The following is a 25972-nucleotide window of genomic DNA, read 5'->3' as shown; positions in this document are numbered from 1 at the left end:
AAAACTAATGTATTTTAGCATCATCAAATTTTAATTATGCTTTTTCTATACAACACAATTATACATTTTGTACAATTTTTCCTAAATATCATAGCTTTACTTAACCCTAAAATTAAGTTATTTGTTAAAGGGCGGAAAGATGTATTTAACACTTTAGCGTCAAAAATTAATCCAACGGATAAAACAATCTGGTTTCACGCGGCATCTTTAGGAGAATACGAACAAGGGTTACCTGTCATGGAAAAGATTAAAGAAAACTTTTCTTCGTATAAAATCATATTAACGTTCTTTTCTCCTTCGGGATATGAGGTTAAGAAAAACAATACAATTGCAGATATTACAATCTATTTACCTTTAGATACTAAAGCCAATGCTAATCTTTTTTTAGAGTTAGTGCATCCTGAAAAGGTATTTTTTATTAAATACGAGTTTTGGCCCAATTATCTAAATGAATTAGGGAAAAGAAAAATTGACACCTACTTAATTTCTGGTATTTTTAGAAAAAAACAGTTATTCTTTAAATGGTACGGAGGATTTTACCGGAATGCTTTAAAAAACTTTAATTATTTTTTTGTTCAGAATGATTCTTCTAAAGAATTATTGAAAACTATAGGGTTTCAAAACACTATTGTTTCTGGAGACACTCGTTTCGATCGGGTAATTACTATTTTAGGAAGAAATAATACGTTAGACTTCATAAAACAATTCAAAGACGACAAAACAACTATTGTTATAGGTAGTTCTTGGCCAAAGGATGAAGATTTGTTAATCCCATATATTAATCAATCCTCGGATGATGTAAAATTTATTATCGCGCCCCATAATATTAAAGGAGGGCAAATATCAAATATCATGTCTCAAATTAATAAATCCGTGGTATTACATTCTGAAATGAGCAATAAAAATCTAGCTCAATTTAATGTGTTTATTATAGATACTATTGGCATTTTAACAAAAATATACTCTTATGCTGACATGGCCTACGTGGGAGGTGGCTTTGGTAATCCTGGCGTACATAATATTTTAGAACCGGCTACTTTTGGTGTTCCTGTGATAATTGGACCTAATTATTCGCATTTTGCAGAAGCTACTGCTTTGGTACATCAAAAAGGGTGCATTTCTATTTCGGATCAAACAGAATTAATTCAAGCTTTTAACTTATTAATTCAAAATGAAGATGAAAGGCGTGAAAAAGGACATATTTGTCAAACTTTTGTTCAAATGAATGCTGGAGCAACTCAAACTATTACAAATACTATTTTTAAATGATACATTTCAAACTTATAGAACAAGATCAAATTGACTTAGCGGTTCAGATGATGCAGGATTTTTACGCAATTGATAATTATCCTATTAATCCAAAAACTTCTTCTGCTTTGTTTCATGAGTTTATTTCTAATAGCAACTTAGGTCGATGCTGGTTTGTATACCATGAAAATAAAATAGTAGGATATATTATTCTTACTTTTATTTTTAGTTTTGAATACCAAGGTACTTTGGCCTTTATAGATGAATTATACCTCACAGAATCTTCAAGAGGAAAAGGTATTGGAAAAAAAGCTTTGGATTTTATTAAAGAACAAGCATTAATATTTAATATAAAAATGATTTATTTAGAAGTTGAAGAACACAATAGTAATGCTCAAAAATTATATACTTCTAACGATTTTGTCATTCATAAAAGAAAAATAATGAAATACAAAACAAGATAGAAAGATCCTATTAAATAAAAATCTTATAAGCTCATTTTTTCTTTAAACAAACTAGATTGCCTTCTTGATATTTCTATCTTTTGATCGTCCTTTAGGTGTACTAACAAATTACCACTAAACCATAAATCAATATTTTTTATGTAGTTTATATTAATTATTTGATTGCGGTTAGCTCTAAAAAAATCTTCTGGAAGTTTTTTTTCAATCTGATTCAGTGATTTATTTAATACTGCTTTTTGATCATTAAAAAAAACTTTAGTATAGTTACCCTCTACTTCAAAAAGATAGATATCTGCAACTTTTAAGAGCCAACATTTTTCACCTTCTTTGATAAAAATTTGATTGGAAATCTCTACCTTTTGTTTGTTTTTTACAATTTTGTTTTCTAACTTTTGTTTAACCTTATCAATTGCTTTTGAAAACCTATTAGGACTTACAGGCTTCATTAAATAATCTAAAGCATTATATTCAAATGATTTTAAAGCGTATTCGTCAAATGCTGTTGTAAAAACAGTAATCGGAACATCATCTAACATTTCTAACAATTCAAAACCATCTTTTTCTGGCATATTTATATCCAGAAAAAGCAAATCAGGATTTAAAGAATTAATTAATTCATAGGCTGCATCTACATTTTCTGCCTCTCCTAGAACTTCTATTTCAGGAAAACTTTTAATCAACTCTTTTAATTCATTTCGAGCCAATCGAGAATCTTCAACTATAACAGCTTTAATTTTTATCATTGTTATACATTAAAAGGAATTACAACTTTAGCTTTTACCATTTTATTTTCCTCTACAATTTCAAAAGTAGCTCTGTTAGCGTACAAAAGAAAAAGTCGTTCTCTTATATTTTTCAATCCTATTTGAGTAGAAGTACTCCTCTTTTTTAAAAACCCTGTATTCTCAACAATTAAATGTAGTTCGTTTTTTTTAATTTTTGAAATCAATTTCACAACACCTCCTTCTTTTATATTTGACACACCGTGTTTTACTGCATTCTCAACTAACATTTGTACTATCATAGGTGGAATAGAAAAATACAATGTATCAGAATTTATTTCTGTAATATATTCTAACCTATCTTCTAATTGTATTTTAGAAAGAGCTATATAATTACTAACCATTTCTAGTTCTTCTTCTAATACAATTTTATTCGTATCGCTTTTCGTCAAAGAGTAACGCAACATTTCAGACAATCTAGTTAACATTTCTCTAGATTTTGAAGGATTTTCAAGGATTAATCCACGAATATTATTTAAGCTATTAAACATAAAATGTGGATTTATCTGCCCTTTAAGTGTGTTTAAAGTTATTTCTCTTAAGTTAGTTTCTAGTTCTAATTGCTTAATTTTAATTTCTTTTAAATATTTAAAAATTTTATACGTCATCACAACAAAAAACCACACTAAGAAGGATACTCCAAACACGGGTATATTTGCCAATTTCATAAGAAAAGTCAAGGGATTTTCTCTATCTAAAAAATACTTTAATGGCACACTTAAAAAGGGCCATAATAAGAGATGATAGAGTATTTGAGATAAAACAAAAACAAGGACAATTCCCCAAAGAGCTCTTTTAGAAATTTTACCAATTTGAACTTTATAATCTACATAAACAAGAATAACATTGGACAGTAAAAACCCCAAGAATCCACACAAAACCCCTTCTGCTATAAAATAATACAGCTTATTCCATTCCAAATCACTCCATTTTTCAACCTGAAAAAGTCCATACGATAGCTTTTCAAAAGTTAAAATGGATAACAAATAAATTTGCCATCCTATAAAGTTTAAAATGTGATATTTCCAATTTGTTATTAATTTCATTTAAAATAAAATTTCGATAATTAAATCTACTAATTTGGTTATTAGATGTAATATAAACTGTATCATACTATTATCATTAATCTTTAGCAAAAATCTACCAAAACCAAAAACAGTTTTACCAATATTTGTCTTTTATAATCTATCTTCCCGCGATAATACAAAACTTACTGGATTAAAAGTTTATTAATTATAAAATATTTTCCTACAAATTCCAAACGTCTTAGGCAAACTACTCTAAATCATTAAAACGGCTATAATCCAGCCAAAAAATGTTCTCCTTTTTAAAAAGTCTATTTTATTTTTTGCAAACATACCCATTAGAACAAAAATTTATCAGTACTCATAAAACTGTTAAAAAAACCTGTTTAAGTATCCTAATTTGAATACTTTAGAAGCTCCTAAGCAGTATTAACCTTCTAAAACTTTCTTCAAAAATAATATTCAAAGATTCCGTCAGGTTCACTTTTCATTCATATCTCTATTTATAATGGTCTCTGTTCGTTTTTTGATTGATTTTAAGATTTATTGCAATTACAGTACCTATGACGACAGACCTAATTATTTCATTTAAAAAATTAACAGATAAGCCTACAAAGGAATACCGTATGCAATTATAATTATGAATTTTCGACCATTATTTTAGTATTTAACAATCTAAAAGTAGTACAATACTATCATAATGATTATCAAAAAATGATAAACGGTAAAACAAAATGATAAATGGTTTTTCTTAATCAAAACTTAAAAAAACCTTATAATTCTCTAAAAATTGTAACTTGCACGTGCTATAAATACATATTATGAAATTTTTACGACTACTTCTTATTTTAGTGGTTTCTCCCTTTTTTGCTCAACAGGGCGGAATGTGGATTCCCTCTTTGCTAAAAGGAATGAATGAAACCGAAATGAAAAATCTTGGAATTAAAATATCAGCAGAAGATATTTATTCAACAAACAAATCCAGCCTAAAAGACGCTGTCCCCCACTTTGACGGAGGCTGTACTGCCGAAGTAATTTCTCCCAAAGGATTAATCCTAACCAATCATCACTGCGGATATGACAACATCCAAAGTCACTCTACAGTAGAACATGATTATTTAACTAATGGTTTTTGGGCTTATAAGATGGAAGAAGAGCTTCCGAATAAAAATTTATTTGTAACCTTTATTATTCGTATTGAAGATGTAACCTCTAAAGTTTTAGAAGGTATTGCATCTATTTCCTCTGAATTAGAAAAACAAAAAAAAATTCAGGAAAACATTTCCTTTTTATCAAAAACACTACCTAAAGAATCTTGGCAAGAAAATCAAATCAAAACTTTTTATGACGGCAATCAATATCTTTTATTTGTAACCGAAACTTTCCGTGATGTACGCCTAGTAGGAGCACCACCAAGTTCTATCGGGAAGTTTGGTTCAGATACCGACAACTGGGTATGGCCTCGTCATACAGGAGATTTTTCACTATTCCGCATTTACGCAGACAAAAACAATCATCCTGCGGAATACTCAAAAGACAACGTTCCTTATAAACCAAAACATTTCTTTCCTATTTCTATAAAAGGAGTACACGAAAATGATTTTACTATGGTTATGGGGTACCCTGGTCGCACACAAGAATATTTACCTAGCTATGCTGTAGAGCAAATCATAAATGATTTAAACCCCGCACGCATTGAACTTCGTGATGCCACCCTAAAAACTCAAAATTCTTTTATGCGTAAAGATCCTGCAATTAAAATACAATATGCAGCAAAAAATGCTTCAATTGCCAATGCTTGGAAAAAATGGATGGGAGAAATCAAAGGATTAAAAAAAGCAAATGCTGTTCAAGCTAAACAAAAATTTGAAACCGAGTTAACTCAAAAAATCAACAAGGCAGGTAAACAAGCAGAATATGGCACCCTTTTAAATGAATTTAAAACAAATTATAAAAACATCCGCGAATACGCTATTGCTCGCGACTACTTTTCTGAAGTAGTAATGCGTAATTGTGAAATATTAAATTTTGGTTATCGTTTATATCAATTAGAGCAAATTTTAAACACAAAAGGAGAACAAATTTTTACCGAAAGAAAAAACAATTTAATCACTAATTTTGAGGGTACTTACAAAAACTTCAATGTATCTGTAGATGAAAAAGTCTTCGAACAGTTAATTCATCTTTACGCTACAAAATCTCCTAAACAATTTTTACCTAATTCTTTAAACAATATCAATGCTTCTCAATTAACTACTGATGTTTTTCAAAATTCAAAACTAACCTCCTATTCTGGTTTGAAAGAACTATTAAGCGGCGATACTAAATCTATTATTGAAAAAATAAATCAAGACAAAGGGTATGTCTTAGCAAAATCAATCATAGATGCCTATGATAAAAATGTAGCTCCTAAGTATAATGAAATCAATCTAAAAAATATTGCATTACAACGTACTTACATGAAAGCCATCTTAGAATTAAGTCCTAAATCTGCCCGTATATTCCCAGATGCTAATAGTACTCTTCGTGTTACTTATGGACAAGTAAAAGGCTATAAACCATCTGATGCTGTAATCTACTCTCCTTTCACTACTTTAGATGGTGTCATAGAAAAATACATTCCTGGTGATTATGAATTTGATGTACCCAAAAAACTGATTGATTTATACCATTCTAAAAATTTCGGGCAATATGCTGATAAAAATGGCAAAATGCCTGTTGCTTTTATTGCTACTAATCACACTACAGGTGGCAATTCAGGCTCTCCAGCATTAGATGCTAATGGCAATTTAATTGGGTGTAATTTTGATCGTGTTTGGGAAGGCACTATGAGCGACATCTACTACAGCCCTGAAATCTGTAGAAACATCATGGTAGATGCTCGCTACATCTTATTTATAATAGACAAATTTGCAGGAGCTCAAAATTTAATTGAAGAAATAAAAATCGTCCAACCAATAGGAACTACTAAAAACAAATAATAATACAGTATTATAAGGGCTTTTTATTTGTATGAAAAAGCTCTTTAAAATTTGGCATATATATTGTAATAAATCCTCTTGTCGACAAAGATTATTTTTTTAAAAAAAAAGTTTAGAAAAAAGTTTTACATAATAAAAATTTTATATCTTTGCGACACGAATTAATAATTAACCTTTTATAATTAAGTAAGATGAAAAAAGTTGTTTTAACTATGGCTTTAGTTGCTATGATGAGTGTTTCTTGTAAAGATCAAGCTGCTACTACTGACGAAACTGCTGTAGAAGCTGTTGATACTGCTGCTGTTGAGGCTGTTGACTCTGCTGCTGCTGCTGTTGATACTGCTGCTGCTGCTGCTGCTGCTGCTGTTAAAGAAGAAGTAAAAAAATAATTAGATAAAATCTAATATTTTTCAAAAAGCTCCGTTTTTCGGAGCTTTTGACTTTTAAAACACCTTCCCACTTCTTATCACTTTTTTTTTACTAAAAAAACTCCATTTTTAGCAATTCCTACCAAAAACAGAGCACCACACAGCCAAAAAACTTTCAACTCTAAAAAACTTTCAACTCTAAAAAACCTCCAACTCTGGAAAAACAAACTCATTAGCCGCAAAATCCAACACCTCCGCCACAATAGCAGAACGCATCATTTCATCTATTCCTCGCTGCATCAATAACTGAGTAGTATATTTTCGACTAGTAGCCACCTCCCTCTTATCCACAATTACACGAAAATAAAACTTCCCACTCGATGTCTTAAAACGCATTATTGTAGCCCCCTCCAAAGCCAACTTCAACTTATCTATATCCTCCTCGCACTCAAAACGCAATTCATAACTATCACTAGTCATAATCGTCTTACCTTTCCTAGAAACAAATTCAAACTTATAACAACCATCCAAACGTTTACTAATCACAAAAGTCGCCATACAATACCAATATCTTTTTCTATTATTTACACCCACCCAAAAACAACCTCAAAACCTCAACCCAAGATTGACACATTTTTTAAAAGAAATTTTATCTATAATAATTTTAAACAAATAAAATTAAAACCAAAAAAAACACCCCACCAGCCCTCCTTAGAACCACTAAGAAAGAAACCAATACAAATCCCTCGACCTCTCCTCAAGAAAAAATCACTAACTCTTAATTAAACACAAGACTCAAAAGAAATCATTCACCCCAATCCTACTTATTTCAAAAAGCCATAAAACAAAAAAGCCCTGATTCCTCAGAGCTTTTTTTTGTTGGTCTACAAGGATTCGAACCTTGAATGACTGAACCAAAATCAGTAGTGTTACCGTTACACCATAGACCATTAAACTTACAATACTTCCGTTTTGCGAGTGCAAATATACTGGTTTTTTTCTATTATTTCCAACTTTTTAATTAAAAAAAACAGAGAAAACAGAAAAACAATTCAAAATCAAATACTTAAAGAAACAAAATACACACCTATACCTCCAGAAAACGTCTTCCTTTTAAAAAAAAGCTTTACTTTAACCCAACAACCATAATAACAACAAAACATCACCACACTAAAATTAGCGCATGGATATATAAAACAAAAGATTTCAAACTTAAAAAATTCAACATTATTACTTAATAAAATAACAATTCATTACCAATCAAGACCAAACTTCCTTACAATAAAAACACAAACACTCCTACAAAGTCATTCCACACTAAAACAAAAGAATTTAGATTGGAATTCGAAGTATCAAAAAAATTTCTTCTCTATTAGACCATCCTCTTTTAATCTCGATCCAATTCCTCCTTTTCAGACCAACCAATTTACTTGCTTAATTCAGCAATCTCACAGATTTTTGACTTGATCCCGTTTTTGACTTGATTCTTGACCTCTCTAAACTCAAAAAATCTATAAATAACAAAAAAGCCCTGATTTCTCAGAGCTTTTTTTTGTTGGTCTACAAGGATTCGAACCTTGAATGACTGAACCAAAATCAGTAGTGTTACCGTTACACCATAGACCATTAAACCTGCAATAGTTTCGTTTTGCGAGTGCAAAGATATAAGCTTTTTTCAGTTTTACAAAAAAATAATTAAAAAAATTAAAAATTTTATTTTTAACCTTTTCTTTACACAAAAAACAGTTTCTTTGTGTTAAAATTTAAAACACTTAACGATTAATATGTCATTCAACTTCAAAAAATGGAATACCCTACTAGGTTGGGTTACTTTTTTTATCGCACTGGTTGTTTATTCACTAACAGTTGAACCTACCATGAGTTTTTGGGACTGTGGTGAATATATTTCCACATCTGCTAAACTAGAAGTAGGTCACCCACCAGGCGCTCCTTTGTATCAAATGATCGGAGCTTTCTTTTCTATGTTTGCGATTAACAAAGAAAACATTGCCTTGATGGTAAATATGATGTCTGTGGTATCAAGTGCCTTTACCATTTTGTTTCTCTTTTGGTCAGCCACTATTCTTTTAAGAAAGTTCATTGGATCTTCAAAAGAATTAAACAAGAACAATAGCATAGCCATTCTAGGAAGTGCCTTTATAGGGGCATTAGCCTTTACTTTTTCAGACAGTTTTTGGTTTAATGCGGTAGAAGCAGAGGTATATGCTATGGCCACTTTTTTTATTGCTATTTTATTTTGGCTGGGACTTCGCTGGGAGGCTGATATGGACAACCCCAAAGGGAATCGCTGGCTACTTCTAATAGCTCTAGTTGTAGGACTATCGTTTGGAGTTCACTTTATGGCTCTATTGACAATCCCTTCTATTGGATTTTTATATTATTTTAAACATTATAAAAAGGTAACATTAAAAAGTTTTATAATAGCTAACATTGTTGTTATTTCAGTATTACTATTTATCTTTAAACTCCTTTTACCCTGGACAATGACTTTTTTTGGAGCAACTGAAGTTTTCATTGTAAATAGCATAGGATTGCCTTTTAACTCCGGTACTGTATTAGCAACTATACTTCTGATTGCTTTTTTCTATTTTGGATTAAAATACACCCAGCAAAAAGGAAAAATATTTCTAAATACCATTCTATTAGTTGTTCTATTTATTTTCATAGGCTTTTCTACTTGGTTAATGCTTCCTATCCGTGCTAATGCTGATACACCTATTAACGAAAACAAACCTTCTGATGCTCGTGAACTTTTAGCATATTACAACCGGGAGCAGTACGGAGAGCAAAAATTATTTTACGGTCCTCAATTTTCGGAAGCCTATGCTGGATTAGATGAAAACAATCCGTATTTAGATGAAAAACCAAACTATGAACGTGATTATAAAACGGGTAAATATATCATTGTAAACGATTATAAAAATGCTATCCAAAACACAGACAACAATCATAAAGCCATATTACCTCGTTTATGGAGTAGTGAACACAATGTAAATTACATGAAATTTACATCCCCTCTTGAATTTTCTGTAAAAGAAGAATACAATCAAGAACAAGAATTATTACAAATTGTATCTGAATTCAGGAATGCGTTTAAAGCTGGAAAATTAGATTTAGAAGATTATGATAAGTTCTTAAAATCCTATGGAGAATACCTAAATATAGAAAAACCAAGTACTTTAGACAACCTTCGATTTATGGTGGAATACCAGTTTGGCTATATGTATTGGAGGTATTTAATGTGGAACTTTGTAGGTCGTCAAAACGACGAACAAGGAAACTATGACCTTAAAGACGGGAACTGGCTAAGCGGGATATCATTCCTTGATAGTGCGCGTCTTACCAAACAAGAAAATCTTCCTGCAGATTGGAAAAACAACAAGGGACGAAATGTATACTATTTTATTCCGTTCATTTTAGGATTAATGGGGTTCTTTTTTCATTCCAAAAAAGATCTAAAATCCTTTTATGTTCTGCTTTCTCTTTTTTTATTCACAGGTTTAGCCCTTAAAATATACTTAAACGAGCGCCCTTTTGAAGTACGCGAACGTGATTATGCTTTAGTTGGTTCTTTTTATGTATTTGCCCTTTGGATTGCCTTAGGAGTTTACGCTCTTTATGAATCGGTTCAAAAATACCTTCAACCTAAAATAGCATTACCTCTTACTCTATCAGTTTCTTTATTAGCTGCGCCCGTTTTAATGGCATCTGAAAACTGGGATGATCATGATCGTTCGGGTAAATATACTGCTGTTACAGACGCTAAAGCGTACTTAGATTCTTGTGACAAAAATGCCATCTTATTTACTATTGGCGACAACGATACATTTCCTTTATGGTATGTACAAGAAATAGAAGGTTATAGAACAGACGTACGTATTGTAAATACCAGTTTATTAATGACTGACTGGTACATTGATTCAATGCGTAAAAAAGCGTATGAATCAGATCCTATTCCTTTATCTTTTGAACACAAAGATTATGTAGATGGCAAACGTGATTACCTAATCTATGAAGAAAGAACAAAAGAAAGAATTAGTATAGATGAATTTATGGAATTCGCACACAGTGATGACCCTAGAACATTAATAGAATTACGAAATGGTCAAAAAGTCCAGTTCTATCCAACTAATAAAATCAGAATACCTGTTGATAAAAAATCAGTCATCTCTAATAAGATCATCAATCCAAAACAAAACGACTCGATTGTTCCTTATATTGATATAGACATAAAAGGAAGTGCTTTATATAAGAATCGTCTAATGATGTTAGATATTGTTAGAAAAAACAACTGGAAACGTCCCATTTATTTTTCTACAGGAGCATTTGGTGATGATGATTATATCTGGATGAAAGAATACCTCCAATTAGATGGTATGATTTACAAATTAGTCCCAATTAAAACACCTCTACCAAAAGAAGCTTATAATTTTGATATGGGACAAGTAGATACCGATAAAATGTACGCTATCTTTACTAAGTTACAATGGGGCAATGGAGATAGTTCCTCTATTTATCACGATCCTCAAACACGCAAAAATTGTATATCTTATCGTACCCACATGTCACGTCTTATGACGAACCTGATAAACGAAGGAAAAACAGCTAAAGCAGAAAAAATAATAGACCTTGCTTTATCCAAAACACCTATTGAATATTACGGATTTTATAGCCTTATAGATCCTTTCGCTGAGGGGTATTACAAATTGGGCAAAAAAGAAAAAGCACGCGAAATAATAAAAAAAATAGCATTAAAATATCAAGATGAATTACGCTATTATAGTGAATTGCCTCAAAGTGATCAACGTCAATTTTTTGCTAGTGACATTTACACTGATTTAATGCGCTACAAAGGATTATTAGAAATAGCAAAAACGTATAAAGACAAAGAATTTCACAATCAAGAAAAAGATGCTTTCAATAATTTAAACAAGCGTTTCCCTTTTTTTGAAGTAGAAATAGAATAAGATCTTAGGGTCTAAGTCTCTTAAAACAAAACCTAGAGGCTGTCCATTTTTTTAGGACAGCCTTTTTGATTACGAAAACATCTAGAGTCCTCCTTCTTATATTAAAATAAATAAAAAATGCCTTTTTTATTTTTAACCAACAATAATGACTGATTAATCCATTCCCTCTAAAAATTTCAAGTATGTTTTATTGGATCAAAACAAATAAGTTCATCAAATGGTTATTTTATAATCATGTTTGGTCTATTCCTAATACATCCAAAACAATTTACCTAACTTTTGACGACGGGCCTATTCCTGAAGTTACGGAATGGGTTTTAGACATATTAAAAGAAAACCACATAAAAGCCACCTTTTTTTGTGTTGGAAAAAACATTGTAAAGCATCCTGAAATTTTTAAAAGGATTTTATCAGAAGGGCATATCATAGGAAATCACACCTACAACCACATAAATGGTTGGGAAAAATCTACAAAAGAATATATAAATGATATAATAGCTTGCGAAAAAATAATTCAAGAAAACATTGAACTCTTAGATCATAATCTTGAGAAATCAGGAATTAACAATCAGAAATCTAACGTTTTCAGACCTCCTTATGGTAAAATAACCCCTCTTCAGTCCATCAGGTTAAGAAAAAAAGGCTATAAAATTATTATGTGGGATGTATTGACTGCTGATTTTGACTTATCAATAAGTAATGATCAGTGTATAAAAAATGCTACCCAAAAAGTAGAATCAGGTAGCATTATTGTTTTTCACGATAGCCAAAAAGCTTATCCTCATTTAAAAAATTGTCTTCCAAAGACTTTAACTTTTTACAAAGAAAAAGGCTTTATTTTTGATATTATAAGAAATTAAAATTGTCCTTGAACAAGATTAATAATCGTATTAGCATCTAATTCACCAGACTGACGCCATTTCATTTGCCCTTCTTTATAGATCATTAAGGTAGGCAATCCTTTTATACGGAGTGCTTCTGCTAATTCTTGGTTTTTATCAACGTCTATTTTTATCACTTTGGCCTTATCCCCTAATGCAGCTGCTACGTCTTTTATAACAGGATGCATTGATTGAGAAGCTTCGTTCCAATCAGTATAAAAATCAATTAAAACAGGAACATGAGCGCCTATTAACTCACCAAATTTTGACATATACGTACTTTTTAAATACAATTTGCATTACAAATATACTATTTTTAGTGATTTATCCTAATTTTTAAGCCTTTTTTAACCGAATAACCGTTATTTCAGGCATAATACCAACTCTTCCAGGATACGCATGAAATCCGAATCCTCTATTCACATAAATATAACGCCCTAAGTATTCATAACAACCCGCCCACTGTTTATACATATATTGTGCTAAACTCCATTTAAAATAACCTGGTATTTCTATCCCAAACTGCATCCCATGTGTATGCCCGCTTAAAGTTAAATGAAATTTTTTATCATGCTGTTTAACCACTTCTTCCCAATGACTAGGGTCGTGACTCATTAGTATTTTGAAATCCTTATTTGTTAATCCTTCTGATGCTTTGTCTATATCTCCCATCATACCAAAATGTTTCCCCCAGTTCTCAACCCCAACTAAAGCCAATTCAGCTCCATCCTTACGAATCTTGGTATGTTCATTTAGCAACAACTTAAAATCTATCTGTTGGTGTAAGTTCTTTATAGCTTCAAAATTTTGAATTTTGGCTTGTTCTGATTCCCATTCTATATAGGCTCCATAATCATGATTTCCCAAAACAGAAAATTTACCAAAACGATGTTCTTTAATACTTTTAAAAACTGAAATCCACGGAGTCATTTCTTCCGCCTTTGCATTAACAATATCTCCTGTAAACAACAAAATATCAGAATTTTGCTCATTAATCAAGTCGATTGCATATTGTATCTTTTCAGGATCATCAAAACTTCCCGAATGGATATCTGAAATATGAGTAATTGTAAATCCATCGAAAGTCTCTGGCAAATCATCAAAAAACAAATCTTGTTTAAAAACTTTAAAATTATACTTCCCTCTAGTTACTCCATAAATTAAGGACAAAAAAGGAATTGCAGCCAAACCAAGAGCTACTTGACTAATGAATTTTCTTCTTTCTGGTAAAAAAGTACTTCGATTATCATACTCAATAAAATAGTTCGTTACCCCTGACAAAAAACGAAAAACGTCTTCTCCAAACATAAAAAGGGCTAAAACAATTTTTGGTAAATAAACCGTAAGCAACAACCCAAGTGCAAACAAACTTTGTTTCGTTTGCCCAACTTTACGATCAAAATTAAAAATAGTGTAAAATATAAATATATAAATTAGCATGCTTATTGCTACTCCTATCCAAAATATCCATTTTGAACGAACTAAGGTTTTAAAAGCTTGTAGTGAGTAAATTTCTATCAGGAATAATAAAATGGCAATTACTATAAATCGGAACAACATCTTAAATTATTTTCAAGCAAAGTAACAAAATCATGTTCAAGTTCATATCACCTTTTAACAGAACTTTTGTATTTCAAACTTAAAATAATTCCTTGATTAAAAAAACAGTCATTAACCACTGTTTTAAGTTATATATCTGTACATAGAAGATTAAAATTTTACACACATCCCATTTGGGTAATCTTCGATTTATGAAAGGAAATATAAAGTTATAATATACATTCAGAAGTAAGTTCATTTCACATCTACTTACTTCTGAATATACCGTACCTCTGAAGGATAAAACAAAAAACCGCTCATTTGAAAATCAAATCTCTTCCTTTCAAAAAACAATACAAATTATCATAAAATAATTTTAGTCATAAAAACATCTTTTATTTAACGATTAGTGTCATATTAGGTGTTATTATTGCATCTGTTGTACCTCCTGTATAACGTTGTGCATAAACCTCTACGTAATCATTACTAGATAGCTCAACAGAAGCATTTAAAGGCAAAACCACTATATCATTGGTTGTTAAACCTCTACCATATATTTTGTATTGTGATATAACAGTAGCATTCTTTGCAATGTAAATTATATAAGTTCCAGCAGCTGGCACCTGAAAAGAAATTGAACCCGTAACTTGAAATATTCTTTTCTTTTTTCCCACATATTTTAACCGGTTATTTACTCCTCCATCTGTAGAAAACCGAAATAAATTAGTAGAAGTAGACACTCCCTGAACTTTTACTATGTTACTTGGATTAGAAGTATTAAAGGACGTAGAAGCACCACTCCCTACTGGGTAATCGACTGCAAAGTCGCCTACGGCTGAAGCATCTGTTTCGGTTGGAATACCAGGACAACGAACATTCCAATTATTATTAAAATTATACCCCGTATACCCTCCCACGGTATAAGGATTAACATATTTCCCTGTCGTAGGGGTACCTGTAAAAACCGTAGATTCTAGTGTTGCATCACCTGTAATGACAGGATTTGAAGAAACATCAAACCCTATACTACTCCCAGTAACTTCACTGAAACCACCTTGTTTAGCGGCTAAGGAGAAAGTTCCGTTCAACTTTTCGTACACTCCTGTATTATTACTAAACCACCCCGTATTACTCAATAACAATCTTGCCACATTTTCGTAAACAACTCCATTTGCATTTCCATAATACTGCACGATACTAAGAAAAACTATCGCAAAATTTTTGAATGAACCAACAGATAAAGAACTTGCTACTATAGAATCTCTAAAAATAAGACTTGCCGTTCCAGCACCATCTATATTGAAAACATTTCCTGAAGGGGCTGACAACGTTAAAATCCGAATACTTCCTCCCGTAGTTCCTGTAAAAAGATCTCCAGAAGTCCTTATTAATTTATCTTCCCCTGAATCTTGCCCACTTATATAAGCATTATTCATTTCAATAGGATAATTCAAATTAATTGTACCATTTATTTCATACAAAGTTCCTGAATCTAGAAGACACTTAGCCCCTCCACCAGCAGCTAGTTCATCCGCTAATACAGTAGCCAACACATCTGTTGATTTTATCAACTTATATTTTAACCGACCATCTGAATTTGTATTCACTCTAACCCAGTTAACAGATGTTGTATCATAAAAATAAAATGATTTTAAATCCGTATCATACACAATTAAACCATTTGAAGGATTAACAATTGCCATTTTTTGAGCGGTTGTCATTCGAGGTGTCAACACCCCTCTATCATTAGAAACTACATCTAAAATAGAGCTCGCATCAGGCGTTACGGTACCTATTCCTACTTGCGCAAAAAAACTTGTTGTTAACAAAAGAAATAACAAGTAGGAAAGCAATGTTTTCTTTGGGGTTTTGCTTTTTTTCATTATAACATAAATTGATATTAATAATTACACTACACTTATAAAATTAACTCTTTTTTTTAAGATAATAAAATAATAATTCACCAAAGCATTAAACTTAACATACAAACATTTAAACTGTTTTTAAATTAAACCACAAGATTCTAGAAATCTTATTTCTTAACAAGTTCTTTATGTAACAAGTTTTGTATTTTTGAATGCTTACAAAATAATAATCATGTCAACACAAAAACGTTTATTTCTACTCGACGCTTATGCTCTTATTTTTAGAGGTTATTATGCTTTTATTAAAAACCCTAGAATTAACTCTAAAGGACTAGACACTTCAGCCATTATTGGCTTTATGAATTCCCTAATGGATGTTATCAAACGCGAGAAACCCGATCATTTAGCCGTAGCATTTGACAAAGGAGGTAGTAATTATCGTTTAGAGATGTTTACCGAATACAAAGCTAATCGTGACGAAACTCCTGAGGCGATTAAAATTGCTATCCCTTATATACAAGAAATCCTAAACGCTATGCATATTCCTATTATAGAAATTGCAGGTTATGAAGCCGACGATTTAATAGGCACATTAGCTAAAAAAGCCGAAAAGCAAGGATATCTAGTTTATATGGTTACACCAGATAAAGATTTTGGCCAATTAGTTTCCGAAAACATCTTCATGTATCGTCCAGCACGTGCTGGGAACGATATTGAAATATGGGGAGTAGAAGAAATAAAAGCAAAATTTGAAGTACAAGACCCTTTGCAAGTAATCGACTTTTTAGGTATGATGGGAGATGCAGTAGACAACATTCCTGGCCTACCTGGCGTAGGTGAAAAAACAGCAAAAAAACTACTCGCTGAATACGGTTCTATGGAAAATCTTTTAGCCAACACAAGCAAGCTAAAAGGAAAAATGAAAGAGAACATTGAAAACAACAAAGAAAAAGGAATCCTTTCTAAAAAACTAGCCACTATACTACTTGATTGTCCTGTAGAATTTGACGAACAAAGTTTTGAACTTTCTAAACCTGACATAGAAAAAACAGATACTTTATTTCAAGAATTAGAGTTTCGCCAAATGAAAGCCCAATTCGACAAACTATTTGGAGGCGGAAAAGAATATGACGAAATAGACACCGCTGACTCTGTTAGCAAAAAAAACGCAAAAAAAACGCCTGAAAATCAAATGGATTTATTTGGTTTTTCCGATCAGGAAGAAAACGAATCTATATCCGGTTTTCAATACGCAAATCTGGATAACACATCTCATTTTTATCAAATAGTAAATGGCAACCTACCCATTAATTTATTACTACAAAACTTACTACAGCAAACAGCCGTCTGTTTTGATACCGAAACTACAGGTATAGACACCACTAATGCTGAATTAGTAGGCCTTGCCTTTTCATGGGAAAAAGGCAAAGGATTTTACGTGCCATTTCCTGAAAATCAAGAAGAAACTAAGGAATTAATCCATAAATTCAAACCTTTTTTTGAAAATAATTCTATTACCAAAATAGGACAAAACATCAAATACGACTTAAAGATTTTAGCCAATTACAAAATTGAAATAAAAGGTCCTTTGTTTGATACTATGATCGCTCATTATTTGATTAATCCTGATATGCGTCATAATATGGATGTCTTATCCGAAACCTATTTACAGTACAGTCCTAAATCCATTGAAACTTTAATTGGAAAAAAAGGGAAAAATCAACTATCAATGCGCCAAGTAGCATTAGAAGACATTAAGGAATACGCCGTAGAAGATGCTGATATCACATATCAACTAAAAGAACACTTCCAACCTATTTTAGAACGAGTAGGAACTAAAAAATTATTCGACGAAATAGAAATTCCATTAGTACAAGTTTTAGCAGACATGGAACGAGAAGGCATCAACCTAGACCAAGAATTTTTAAAATCTATGTCTACAGATATGCAAAAAGAAATCGAAACCATAGAGAATCAAATATACGAACAAGCAGGTGAAAAATTTAATTTAGCCTCACCCAAGCAACTAGGAGATATTTTATTTGAGAAACTTCAAATTGGAGGAACAAAACAAAAAAAAACCAAAACAGGACAATACGCTACAGGTGAAGAAGTCCTAAGCTACCTTGCTAACGATCATAAAATAGTACAAGATATTTTAGAATGGCGCCAACTTGTAAAACTAAAAAGTACTTATGTAGACGCGCTTCCCCAACAAATTAACAACAAAACAGCTCGTGTTCATACTGACTATATGCAAACTGTAGCTGCTACAGGAAGATTAAGTTCTAACAATCCTAACTTACAAAATATCCCCATTAGAACAGAAAGAGGTCGTCAAATCCGCAAAGCATTTATTGCCCGTGATGAAAACCACACCCTTCTTTCTGCCGATTATTCACAAATTGAATTACGTATTATAGCAGCACTTTCTGGAGAGGATACTATGATTTCTGCTTTTCAAAACAACGAAGATATACACAAAAGTACTGCTGCAAAAGTTTTCAACGTTCCACTAGATGAAGTAACAAAAGAACAACGCAGTAATGCAAAAACAGTTAACTTCGGTATCATTTATGGCGTTTCAGCTTTTGGTTTAAGCAATCAAACTTCATTATCAAGAAAAGAAAGTGCCGAGCTCATTGACGCTTATTACAAAACCTACCCTAAATTAAAATCATACATTACAAGTCAAATTGATTTTGCTCGTGAAAACGGTTATGTAGAAACCATATCAGGCCGTCGTCGTTATTTAAAAGATATTAATTCAGCTAACGCTGTAGTTCGAGGAGCAGCAGAACGAAATGCGGTAAACGCCCCTATCCAAGGAAGTGCAGCCGATATTATTAAAATAGCCATGATTAATATCCATGAACGCTTAAAAGAAGAAAACTACCAATCAAAAATGTTGCTTCAGGTTCATGACGAATTAGTATTTGATGTACACAATTCCGAACTAGAAAAAATCAAACCCATGATAAAAAAAGAAATGGAAAACGCCTTTCGACTGGCAGTTCCTCTAGAAGTAGAAATAGGTTTAGGTAAGGATTGGCTAGAAGCGCATTAGATCGTATACTAACAACAACAACTTTCATTTTTTTGAAAATAAAAACAATCTTCTTTAATACAAATGAAAGTTGTTGTTGTTTTTTAAAATACTTCCAAATCAAACGTCTTATAAAACATTTTTTTAAATTAATATCCACCCTTAATTCTAACAAAGAAAAGCCCTTGATAATCAACAAATAAACAAACGCATAACAACTACAAACCTACACAAGCCTCTAATTACTTACAAACACTTCTAAATAAAACAAAAAAGTTAACCTCCTGAAAAGCAATAAAAAAGAAAAACATTAAACCTATTTGCTTTATAAATAAATAATTGTACTTTTGCACTCCCTTAATTGGGAATGGAATGTTTAATTAAAAAGTAATTATTGTGAACACATTAAGCTACAAGACAGTATCAGCAAACAAAGCTACTGTAGACAAACAGTGGATTGTTGTAGACGCTGAAGGCCATAACTTAGGTCGTCTTGCTTCAAAAGTTGCTATGCTTTTAAGAGGTAAGTACAAACCAAGTTATACGCCACACGTGGACTGTGGAGATAATGTAATTATTATCAACGCGGAAAAAATCAACCTTACAGGTAACAAGTTAGAGGACAAAACTTATGTTCGTCACACAGGTTACCCAGGAGGTCAAAGAACATTAACAGCTAAAGTAATGCAACAAAAAAACCCTGCATTATTAGTAGAAAAAGCTGTAAAAGGAATGTTGCCTAAAAACAAATTAGGTGCTCAATTATTCCGTAATTTGAGTGTAAATGTAGGTTCAGAGCACAAACATGCGGCTCAAACACCTAAAACCGTTAATCTAAACGATCTTAAGTAATGGGAGTTATTCACAAAATCGGTAGAAGAAAATGTGCTGTGGCACGTATTTATGTATCAGAAGGTACAGGAAACATTACTGTAAACAAAAAAGCATTTGAAACTTACTTCCCTACTGCAACTTTACAGTACAAAGTTATGCAACCATTAGCAATGACTGAAAACGCTTCAAACTTTGACGTAAAAATCAATGTATATGGTGGCGGTACAACAGGTCAGGCAGAAGCTGTACGTATGGCTATTGCTCGTGCTATGTGTGAAGTAGGAGAAGGAAACAGAGCTATCTTAAAACCTGAAGGATTATTAACTCGTGATCCTCGTATGGTTGAGCGTAAAAAATTCGGTCAGAAGAAAGCTCGTAAGAGATTCCAATTCTCTAAACGTTAATATTTATTATTATTTATTAAAAAAAACTAAGTTATGTTGCTTTTCCGTGCTGAGGCCGGAGATTAGTTTAGCATCTAAATGGGTTGAGGTTATAAAAATTATTTTTTCTAATCTAAATTTAAAGACACATTGCTAATTCAACAGAACGTAAACTATTTCTAAAAATGGCAAATAAAGTAGAAGTTAAAGAATTACTAGAAGCAGGTGTTCATTTCGGACACATGACTAGAAAGTGGGATCCAAACATGGCTCCTTACATCTACATGGAGCGTAATGGTATCCACATTATCAACCTATACAAAACTGCAGCTAAAATTGAAGAAGCTAATGAAGCTTTAAAAAAAATTGCTGCATCTGGTAGAAAAGTTTTATTCGTTGCTACCAAAAAACAAGCAAAAGATATCGTAGCTGAAAAAGCTAAAGCGGCTAACATGCCTTACATCACTGAAAGATGGCCAGGTGGTATGTTAACAAACTTCGTTACAATTCGTAAAGCTGTTAAAAAAATGGCTTCTATCGACAGAATGAAGAAAGACGGTACATTTGACACTTTATCTAAAAAAGAAAAGTTACAAATCGAGCGTTTACGTGCTAAGTTAGAAAAAAACTTAGGCTCTATCGCTGATATGTCAAGATTACCAGCTGCATTATTTGTAGTTGATATCAAAGCTGAACACATCGCAGTAAAAGAAGCTCAAAAATTAAACATTCCAGTATTTGCAATGGTAGATACCAACTCTGACCCTCGTCAAGTTGATTATGTTATCCCTGCAAATGATGACGCTTCAAAATCTATTGATAAAGTATTATCATTAGTAACTGCTGCTATCACTGAAGGCTTATCAAACAGAACTTCAGAAAAAGAAGTAGAAGCAACTGAAGAAGCAAAAGCAGCTCCTGCAGCTACAACTTCTGAAAAATAATATTTTTAGATTCCAATCGCAGTTCCAAATTCCATAAAATCATCAAAATTGATAATTTATTAACGTTGGAATTTGGAATTAGTCGATTGGAATTTTTTACTTTTTAAAATTATTAAAATAATCAAAATAAAATAGTATGTCAACAATCACTGCTGCAGACGTAAATAAATTAAGACAAATTACAGGTGCCGGAATGATGGACTGTAAAAAAGCATTGACTGAAGCTAACGGAGATTTCGATTTAGCAATTGAAAACTTACGTAAAAAAGGTCAAAAAGTAGCTGCTAACCGTTCTGATAGAGAGTCTACTGAAGGAGCTGCTATTGCTGCTGTAAATGCAGACAAAACCGTTGGTGTAGTTATTACATTAAACTGCGAAACTGACTTCGTAGGTAAAAACGAAGGTTTCGTAAAATTAGCTACTGATTTAGCTAGTCAAGCTTTAGCGTATGCTACAAAAGAAGAATTACTAGCTTCTGACTTTGGTGGTATTACTGTAGCTGACAAATTAATTGAACAAACAGGTGTAATTGGTGAGAAAATAGAAATCGGTTCTTTTGAAAGATTAGAAGGCGCTTTCATAGGTTCTTACATCCACGCTGGGAATAAGATTGCTACTTTAACTGCTTTATCTGCAAACGTAGAAGGTGCTGAAGAAGTTGCTAAAAGTGTTTCTATGCAAGCTGCTGCTATGAACCCTATTGCTTTAAATGAAGAAGGTGTTGATGCAGCTATAATCGAAAAAGAAATTGAAATTGCTAAAGATCAATTAAGAGCCGAAGGTAAACCAGAAGCAATGTTAGACAATATTGCCAAAGGTAAATTAAACCGTTTCTTCAAAGACAATACTTTAGTAAATCAGGATTTTATCAAAGATAGCTCTATGAGCGTTGCTCAGTACGTTAAAACAGCTGATGCTGGCTTAACTGTTACAGGTTTCAAGAGAGTTGCTTTAGGCTAATTCAATTACCTCAATATATATAAGCCCCTTTTTTGGGGCTTTTTATTTTTATAAAATAAATTTTTAGTAAAACAATCTTGTAATTGATATTATAGTTTTAAACGCAGATTACCCATTAGAAACTTATTACAGATGGAAACAACTTTGAATCTAAAAAGCACTCTATTTTTTATCCTCAACAAAACCACATATATAGAAAAAAATCCACACCTCTTTATCTTTTTCACCCTTTTCATCTCCATCATACACTAACGCATAATCTAAATTAAACCTAAATACCACATAAGACGCAAACCAAGTCAACGGTCAAGGCGAATCCTCTTCTCCTCTATACCATTCCCTCCCTCTTTATCGCTCATTCTCTACAAATAAAGCGATTTGTAAAATATTTCACCTACAAATTCAGTATTAATACGATATAACAAACGCCTGAAAACCTTCAACTCAAATAAGAAAACAATCAATATTAAATAAAAAATAAATTTTGTTTAAATTTCATTTCTAAATCTGCTTTTTTTTCACTAACTTTAGTATCATATTAACCAAAAACACACGCTTATGTCAGATTTTTTACAACAATTCGGTGAGGACCTAAAAAAAAACGTCCCAGGTTTAATTGCAGTAGCAATAGCAGAAATTAAAAGTGGAATATCGTATTACACTTTATCAACAAATCCAGATTTTGATCCAGAGTTAGCCTCTGCTTTTAATTTAGAAGTAGTAAAAGCTAAGTTAAATGCTATCAATGCACTTGGTCTTGATGAGCATATAGAAGATATTATGATCAATCTTAACAGCCAAATACACATCATTGATATTTCTGAAAACAATGAATACTTTATATACTTGGCCGTTGATTCGAGAAAAGCGAACTTAGGTATGACGAAAGCATTATTAAACAAATACAAAAAAGATATTACAAAAAAGATGTAAGACTTTTCCTTTTTAAGAAGGTTGTCTAAAAAGCAAAACAAATCGTTTAATTTATCACTTTACCCATAATTGACTGTATAACGAACTCTTATTGGGTCCAAATGATGTGTTTTATAACTTTTCAGACAACCTCTTTTTATTAATTCTTCTTTTTCAAATTTCACAACAAAATACAACATCTAATTTAAGCATCCTAAGCGTGAAAATTAAACTAAAAAACTTAATGTCCTTGATCTATTTATAAAAAAGATATAAAAACAATGAATCCAAAACAGTCTTTATGTCTTCTTAGTACATCTTATTAAACTCAGATTACATTTCAGAAATTTAGTATAGATAAAAAGGCCATCGAATCTAAAAAAAGTACTTCATTTTTTTATCCTCAATATGGTAAAACTACAGTTGGGGTAAAAAATTCCTGTGTCATTTTAACTTTTTTACCCTTTTCAGATTCATCACAAAATTTGGGATTAAAACAACTATTTAAATTGCTCCTATCAAGACATAAGGTATTGCAAAAAATCAAACAATAGATCTCCAAAATTTATATTAACAGTCTAATTACCTGATAAGTAATTTTTATTATTTCTAAATAAAAATTAGTAATTATAGAATTTTTTCTACAATAAAAATCGCTAAAAAATCACTTCTCTAATTTACATTTGTATTGAAATTTAACCCTTAATACTTATTTGAAATGTCAGATTTTTTAAAACAATTTGGAGATGATTTAAAAAGCAATATCCCAGGCTTTTTAGCAGTTGCGGTTGCAGAAATTAAAAGTGGAATTTCATATTACACATTGTCTGCAGACCCAAATTTTGACCCAGAACTAGCTTCTGCTTTTAACCTAGAAGTGGTAAAAGCTAAATTAAATGCCATTAGCGCATTAGGATTAAACGAAACTATTGAGGATATCATGATCAACCTGAAATCTCAAATACATATTATTGATATTTCTGAAAATAATGAATACTTCATTTATTTGGCGGTTGACTCTAATAGAGCAAATTTAGGAATGACTAAAGCTTTATTAAACAAATACAAAAAAGACATTACAAAGAAAATGTAATATCCTTTAAATCAAAGCCTCTCCCATAAACCATCTCATACAGATGGTTTTTCTTTTTTATTAAAATTAAAAAACATCTATAGAAAGCTTTCTACAACTAAAAAATTTAAACAAACTTATATTTAGGTATATTTGTAATATAAAACTCACACTCTAAAACCCTCATTTATGTCCGATTTTTTAAAACAATTTGGAGAAGACCTAAAAAGCAATGTTCCTGGATTTATAGCCGTTGCAATTTCAGAAATTAAAAGTGGAATATCGTACTATACCTTATCTGCTAATCCAAATTTTGACCCTGAATTAGCTTCTGCTTTTAATCTAGAAGTAGTAAAAGCTCAATTAAATGCAATTAACGCATTGGGGTTAAAAGAAACTATTGAAGACATAATGATTAACCTTAAGTCTCAGATTCATATTATTGATATTTCTGAAAATAACGAGTATTTCATTTATCTAGCAGTTGACTCCAATAGAGCAAATTTAGGGATGACTAAGGCTTTATTAAACAAATACAAAAAAGATATTACAAAGAAAATGTAACATTCTCCCAATTTTAAAGCTGTCTATTTTAGACAGCTTTAAAATTGAAATAAAATTAAAAAAACGATCGAAAATCATATTCGTATGTTAAATCCCTAAAGAAAACTTATTTTTCGTTCAGCACACTTACTCTATATTTCTATTTTTAAATAGCCGAAAAAGTTTTTATATAAAATCTGAAATCGAATTCATCCCTTATAGCCATTACAAAATCTTTCTTTAAGCTTTTATCCAATCAAAGTTTTACTAAGGTTTAAAATACACTCTATTTTTAACAGTCATAATTTTAAACACAATATTAATATCTGATAGTTGCAAACTATAATCTATCCTATTAGCTCTTACAAAATAGCTTTATGTAATCAATCGTTTTAAAATACTTTTTATAACATCCTACTTCATATAGATTCCTATTTATATAGTATTATTAAAAACGATATGTATTTCATTTTTTATAACTCTTAACTTATTTTAAGTTTAAAATCACCAGTTCCTATTTGTACTACCTATAAAAAATATCCTACCCTACTTTTTTCAACTATTTAACATTGAAATGAATGATTTTATAAAACAAACACTAGGGAATCTTACAAGTAAAATACATTTTTTTATTCTTATAAAACCTTCTTCTCCTAAAACACAAAGTATGTACAAGGCAGAATCTTTATTTAGAAATAATAAAAATTAACACCTAATGTTATTTTTTAACAAAACCAACAGATAAAAAACAACATATATTATATAACTTTGTGTTAGAAATTTAACCCCTTATATTTATTTAAAATGTCAGATTTTTTGAAACAATTTGGAGAAGATCTTAAAGATAATGTACCTGGATTCTTAGCTGTTGCCGTTGCAGAAGTAAAAAGTGGAATATCTTACTATACTTTATCTGCAGAACCTAATTTTGACCCAGAATTAGCCTCAGCTTACAACCTAGAAGTAGTAAAAGCTAAATTAAATGCCATTGAAGCATTAGGATTAGGTGAAACAATAGAAGATATTATGATTAATTTGAAATCACAGATTCACATTATTGATATTTCAGAAAATAATGAATATTTTATTTATCTAGCCGTAGACTCTACAAAGGCAAATTTAGGAATGACTAAAGC

General features: G+C 31.3%; 21 protein-coding genes and 2 tRNA genes. 15 read left to right on the top strand and 8 right to left on the bottom strand.

Annotation, left to right across the window (positions count from 1 at the left end; genetic code table 11):
* The first annotated feature begins 36 nt into the window (after nt 1-36).
* Both B0A78_RS10525 and B0A78_RS10520 read left to right on the top strand, forming a co-directional pair.
* On the top strand, nt 37-1269 hold the full coding sequence (locus B0A78_RS10525; RefSeq protein ID WP_014164785.1) for a 3-deoxy-D-manno-octulosonic acid transferase: 1233 nt from the start codon (nt 37-39) through the stop codon (nt 1267-1269).
* The gene (locus tag B0A78_RS10520) at nt 1266-1712 is read left to right on the top strand and encodes a GNAT family N-acetyltransferase (RefSeq protein WP_014164784.1); all 447 of its coding nucleotides are present in this window, start codon (nt 1266-1268) and stop codon (nt 1710-1712) included. The genes B0A78_RS10525 and B0A78_RS10520 overlap by 4 nt, the downstream gene beginning before the upstream one ends.
* A gap of 23 nt (nt 1713-1735) precedes the next feature.
* Here the strand turns inward: B0A78_RS10520 and B0A78_RS10515 are convergent, their stop codons facing one another.
* Together B0A78_RS10515 and B0A78_RS10510 are read right to left on the bottom strand one after the other, a co-directional pair.
* A complete protein-coding gene (locus B0A78_RS10515) occupies nt 1736-2455 on the bottom strand; it encodes a LytR/AlgR family response regulator transcription factor (RefSeq protein WP_014164783.1) in 720 nt (239 codons plus the stop codon).
* Nucleotides 2456-2457: 2 nt separating this feature from the next.
* Complete coding sequence (locus B0A78_RS10510) at nt 2458-3540, bottom strand: sensor histidine kinase (protein WP_014164782.1); 1083 nt, start codon at nt 3538-3540, stop codon at nt 2458-2460.
* Nucleotides 3541-4340: 800 nt separating this feature from the next.
* Between B0A78_RS10510 and B0A78_RS10505 the strand changes: the two genes are divergently transcribed.
* On the top strand, nt 4341-6500 hold the full coding sequence (locus B0A78_RS10505) for a S46 family peptidase (RefSeq protein ID WP_097609664.1): 2160 nt from the start codon (nt 4341-4343) through the stop codon (nt 6498-6500).
* 191 nt (nt 6501-6691) lie between these two features.
* A complete protein-coding gene (locus B0A78_RS10500; RefSeq protein WP_097609663.1) occupies nt 6692-6889 on the top strand; it encodes a hypothetical protein in 198 nt (65 codons plus the stop codon).
* Nucleotides 6890-7066: 177 nt separating this feature from the next.
* Here the strand turns inward: B0A78_RS10500 and B0A78_RS10495 are convergent, their stop codons facing one another.
* From B0A78_RS10495 to B0A78_RS10485, 3 genes are all read right to left on the bottom strand, one after another.
* Complete coding sequence (locus B0A78_RS10495; protein WP_014164779.1) at nt 7067-7426, bottom strand: hypothetical protein; 360 nt, start codon at nt 7424-7426, stop codon at nt 7067-7069.
* A 321-nt stretch (nt 7427-7747) separates the two neighbouring features.
* A tRNA-Gln gene (locus B0A78_RS10490) sits at nt 7748-7818 on the bottom strand.
* A 605-nt stretch (nt 7819-8423) separates the two neighbouring features.
* Nucleotides 8424-8494 (bottom strand) — tRNA-Gln (locus tag B0A78_RS10485).
* 158 nt (nt 8495-8652) lie between these two features.
* On the opposite strand from B0A78_RS10485, the gene B0A78_RS10480 reads away from it, so the two are divergent.
* Together B0A78_RS10480 and B0A78_RS10475 are read left to right on the top strand one after the other, a co-directional pair.
* On the top strand, nt 8653-11856 hold the full coding sequence (locus tag B0A78_RS10480; protein WP_097609662.1) for a DUF2723 domain-containing protein: 3204 nt from the start codon (nt 8653-8655) through the stop codon (nt 11854-11856).
* A 182-nt stretch (nt 11857-12038) separates the two neighbouring features.
* On the top strand, nt 12039-12716 hold the full coding sequence (locus B0A78_RS10475; RefSeq protein WP_065213749.1) for a polysaccharide deacetylase family protein: 678 nt from the start codon (nt 12039-12041) through the stop codon (nt 12714-12716).
* Here B0A78_RS10475 and B0A78_RS10470 read toward each other — a convergent pair.
* The 3 genes from B0A78_RS10470 to B0A78_RS10460 form a co-directional block, all read right to left on the bottom strand.
* A complete protein-coding gene (locus B0A78_RS10470; protein ID WP_014164776.1) occupies nt 12713-13009 on the bottom strand; it encodes a thioredoxin family protein in 297 nt (98 codons plus the stop codon). The two genes, B0A78_RS10475 and B0A78_RS10470, sit on opposite strands and share 4 nt — an antisense overlap.
* Before the next feature lie 64 nt (nt 13010-13073).
* Nucleotides 13074-14297: a metallophosphoesterase gene (locus B0A78_RS10465; protein ID WP_065213750.1), complete on the bottom strand. Its 1224-nt coding sequence runs from the start codon at nt 14295-14297 to the stop codon at nt 13074-13076.
* A gap of 374 nt (nt 14298-14671) precedes the next feature.
* On the bottom strand, nt 14672-16159 hold the full coding sequence (locus B0A78_RS10460) for a hypothetical protein (protein ID WP_097609661.1): 1488 nt from the start codon (nt 16157-16159) through the stop codon (nt 14672-14674).
* Nucleotides 16160-16373: 214 nt separating this feature from the next.
* Between B0A78_RS10460 and polA the strand changes: the two genes are divergently transcribed.
* The 9 genes from polA to B0A78_RS10415 form a co-directional block, all read left to right on the top strand.
* Nucleotides 16374-19208 carry a DNA polymerase I gene (gene polA, locus B0A78_RS10455; RefSeq protein ID WP_065213752.1) on the top strand — a complete coding sequence of 945 codons (2835 nt, stop codon included), beginning with the start codon at nt 16374-16376 and terminating at the stop codon, nt 19206-19208.
* Nucleotides 19209-19583: 375 nt separating this feature from the next.
* Nucleotides 19584-20039: a 50S ribosomal protein L13 gene (rplM, locus tag B0A78_RS10450; RefSeq protein ID WP_014164772.1), complete on the top strand. Its 456-nt coding sequence runs from the start codon at nt 19584-19586 to the stop codon at nt 20037-20039.
* Nucleotides 20039-20425 (top strand): 30S ribosomal protein S9, encoded by a 387-nt coding sequence (gene rpsI / locus B0A78_RS10445; protein WP_014164771.1) that lies wholly within the window; start codon nt 20039-20041, stop codon nt 20423-20425. Before rplM ends, rpsI begins: the two co-directional genes overlap by 1 nt.
* 164 nt (nt 20426-20589) lie before the next feature.
* Entirely contained in the window at nt 20590-21348 is a 759-nt protein-coding gene (rpsB, locus tag B0A78_RS10440) for a 30S ribosomal protein S2 (RefSeq protein WP_014164770.1), read from the top strand.
* A gap of 136 nt (nt 21349-21484) precedes the next feature.
* Nucleotides 21485-22309 carry a translation elongation factor Ts gene (tsf, locus tag B0A78_RS10435; RefSeq protein WP_014164769.1) on the top strand — a complete coding sequence of 275 codons (825 nt, stop codon included), beginning with the start codon at nt 21485-21487 and terminating at the stop codon, nt 22307-22309.
* A 558-nt stretch (nt 22310-22867) separates the two neighbouring features.
* On the top strand, nt 22868-23242 hold the full coding sequence (locus tag B0A78_RS10430; RefSeq protein WP_014164768.1) for a hypothetical protein: 375 nt from the start codon (nt 22868-22870) through the stop codon (nt 23240-23242).
* Nucleotides 23243-23939: 697 nt separating this feature from the next.
* Nucleotides 23940-24314 carry a hypothetical protein gene (locus B0A78_RS10425; RefSeq protein ID WP_065213753.1) on the top strand — a complete coding sequence of 125 codons (375 nt, stop codon included), beginning with the start codon at nt 23940-23942 and terminating at the stop codon, nt 24312-24314.
* Between the two features lie 168 nt (nt 24315-24482).
* Nucleotides 24483-24857, top strand: coding sequence for a hypothetical protein (locus B0A78_RS10420; protein WP_014164766.1), 375 nt, complete (start codon nt 24483-24485; stop codon nt 24855-24857).
* A gap of 783 nt (nt 24858-25640) precedes the next feature.
* Nucleotides 25641-25972 (top strand): hypothetical protein (locus B0A78_RS10415; RefSeq protein WP_097609660.1); only part of this gene is annotated, 332 nt, incomplete at its 3' end.

This window comes from Flavobacterium columnare NBRC 100251 = ATCC 23463 (assembly GCF_002530675.1).
Classification (GTDB): Bacteria; Bacteroidota; Bacteroidia; order Flavobacteriales; family Flavobacteriaceae; genus Flavobacterium; species Flavobacterium columnare.
The sequence above is the reverse complement of the archived record's forward strand: the minus strand, read 5'-3'. Positions and strand labels throughout refer to the sequence as shown.

Bases quoted from the DNA above. Each gene is read 5' to 3' on its own strand.
- B0A78_RS10500 (WP_097609663.1), top strand. From the start codon at position 6,692: ATGAAAAAAGTTGTTTTAACTATGGCTTTAGTTGCTATGATGAGTGTT.
- B0A78_RS10520 (WP_014164784.1), top strand. From the start codon at position 1,266: ATGATACATTTCAAACTTATAGAACAAGATCAAATTGACTTAGCGGTT.
- polA (WP_065213752.1), top strand. From the start codon at position 16,374: ATGTCAACACAAAAACGTTTATTTCTACTCGACGCTTATGCTCTTATT.
- B0A78_RS10495 (WP_014164779.1), bottom strand. From the start codon at position 7,426: ATGGCGACTTTTGTGATTAGTAAACGTTTGGATGGTTGTTATAAGTTT.
- B0A78_RS10460 (WP_097609661.1), bottom strand. From the start codon at position 16,159: ATGAAAAAAAGCAAAACCCCAAAGAAAACATTGCTTTCCTACTTGTTA.
- B0A78_RS10525 (WP_014164785.1), top strand. From the start codon at position 37: ATGCTTTTTCTATACAACACAATTATACATTTTGTACAATTTTTCCTA.
- rpsI (WP_014164771.1), top strand. From the start codon at position 20,039: ATGGGAGTTATTCACAAAATCGGTAGAAGAAAATGTGCTGTGGCACGT.
- B0A78_RS10510 (WP_014164782.1), bottom strand. From the start codon at position 3,540: ATGAAATTAATAACAAATTGGAAATATCACATTTTAAACTTTATAGGA.
- B0A78_RS10480 (WP_097609662.1), top strand. From the start codon at position 8,653: ATGTCATTCAACTTCAAAAAATGGAATACCCTACTAGGTTGGGTTACT.
- B0A78_RS10475 (WP_065213749.1), top strand. From the start codon at position 12,039: ATGTTTTATTGGATCAAAACAAATAAGTTCATCAAATGGTTATTTTAT.
- B0A78_RS10430 (WP_014164768.1), top strand. From the start codon at position 22,868: ATGTCAGATTTTTTACAACAATTCGGTGAGGACCTAAAAAAAAACGTC.
- B0A78_RS10505 (WP_097609664.1), top strand. From the start codon at position 4,341: ATGAAATTTTTACGACTACTTCTTATTTTAGTGGTTTCTCCCTTTTTT.
- B0A78_RS10465 (WP_065213750.1), bottom strand. From the start codon at position 14,297: ATGTTGTTCCGATTTATAGTAATTGCCATTTTATTATTCCTGATAGAA.
- B0A78_RS10420 (WP_014164766.1), top strand. From the start codon at position 24,483: ATGTCCGATTTTTTAAAACAATTTGGAGAAGACCTAAAAAGCAATGTT.
- B0A78_RS10515 (WP_014164783.1), bottom strand. From the start codon at position 2,455: ATGATAAAAATTAAAGCTGTTATAGTTGAAGATTCTCGATTGGCTCGA.
- B0A78_RS10470 (WP_014164776.1), bottom strand. From the start codon at position 13,009: ATGTCAAAATTTGGTGAGTTAATAGGCGCTCATGTTCCTGTTTTAATT.
- B0A78_RS10425 (WP_065213753.1), top strand. From the start codon at position 23,940: ATGTCAGATTTTTTAAAACAATTTGGAGATGATTTAAAAAGCAATATC.
- tsf (WP_014164769.1), top strand. From the start codon at position 21,485: ATGTCAACAATCACTGCTGCAGACGTAAATAAATTAAGACAAATTACA.
- rpsB (WP_014164770.1), top strand. From the start codon at position 20,590: ATGGCAAATAAAGTAGAAGTTAAAGAATTACTAGAAGCAGGTGTTCAT.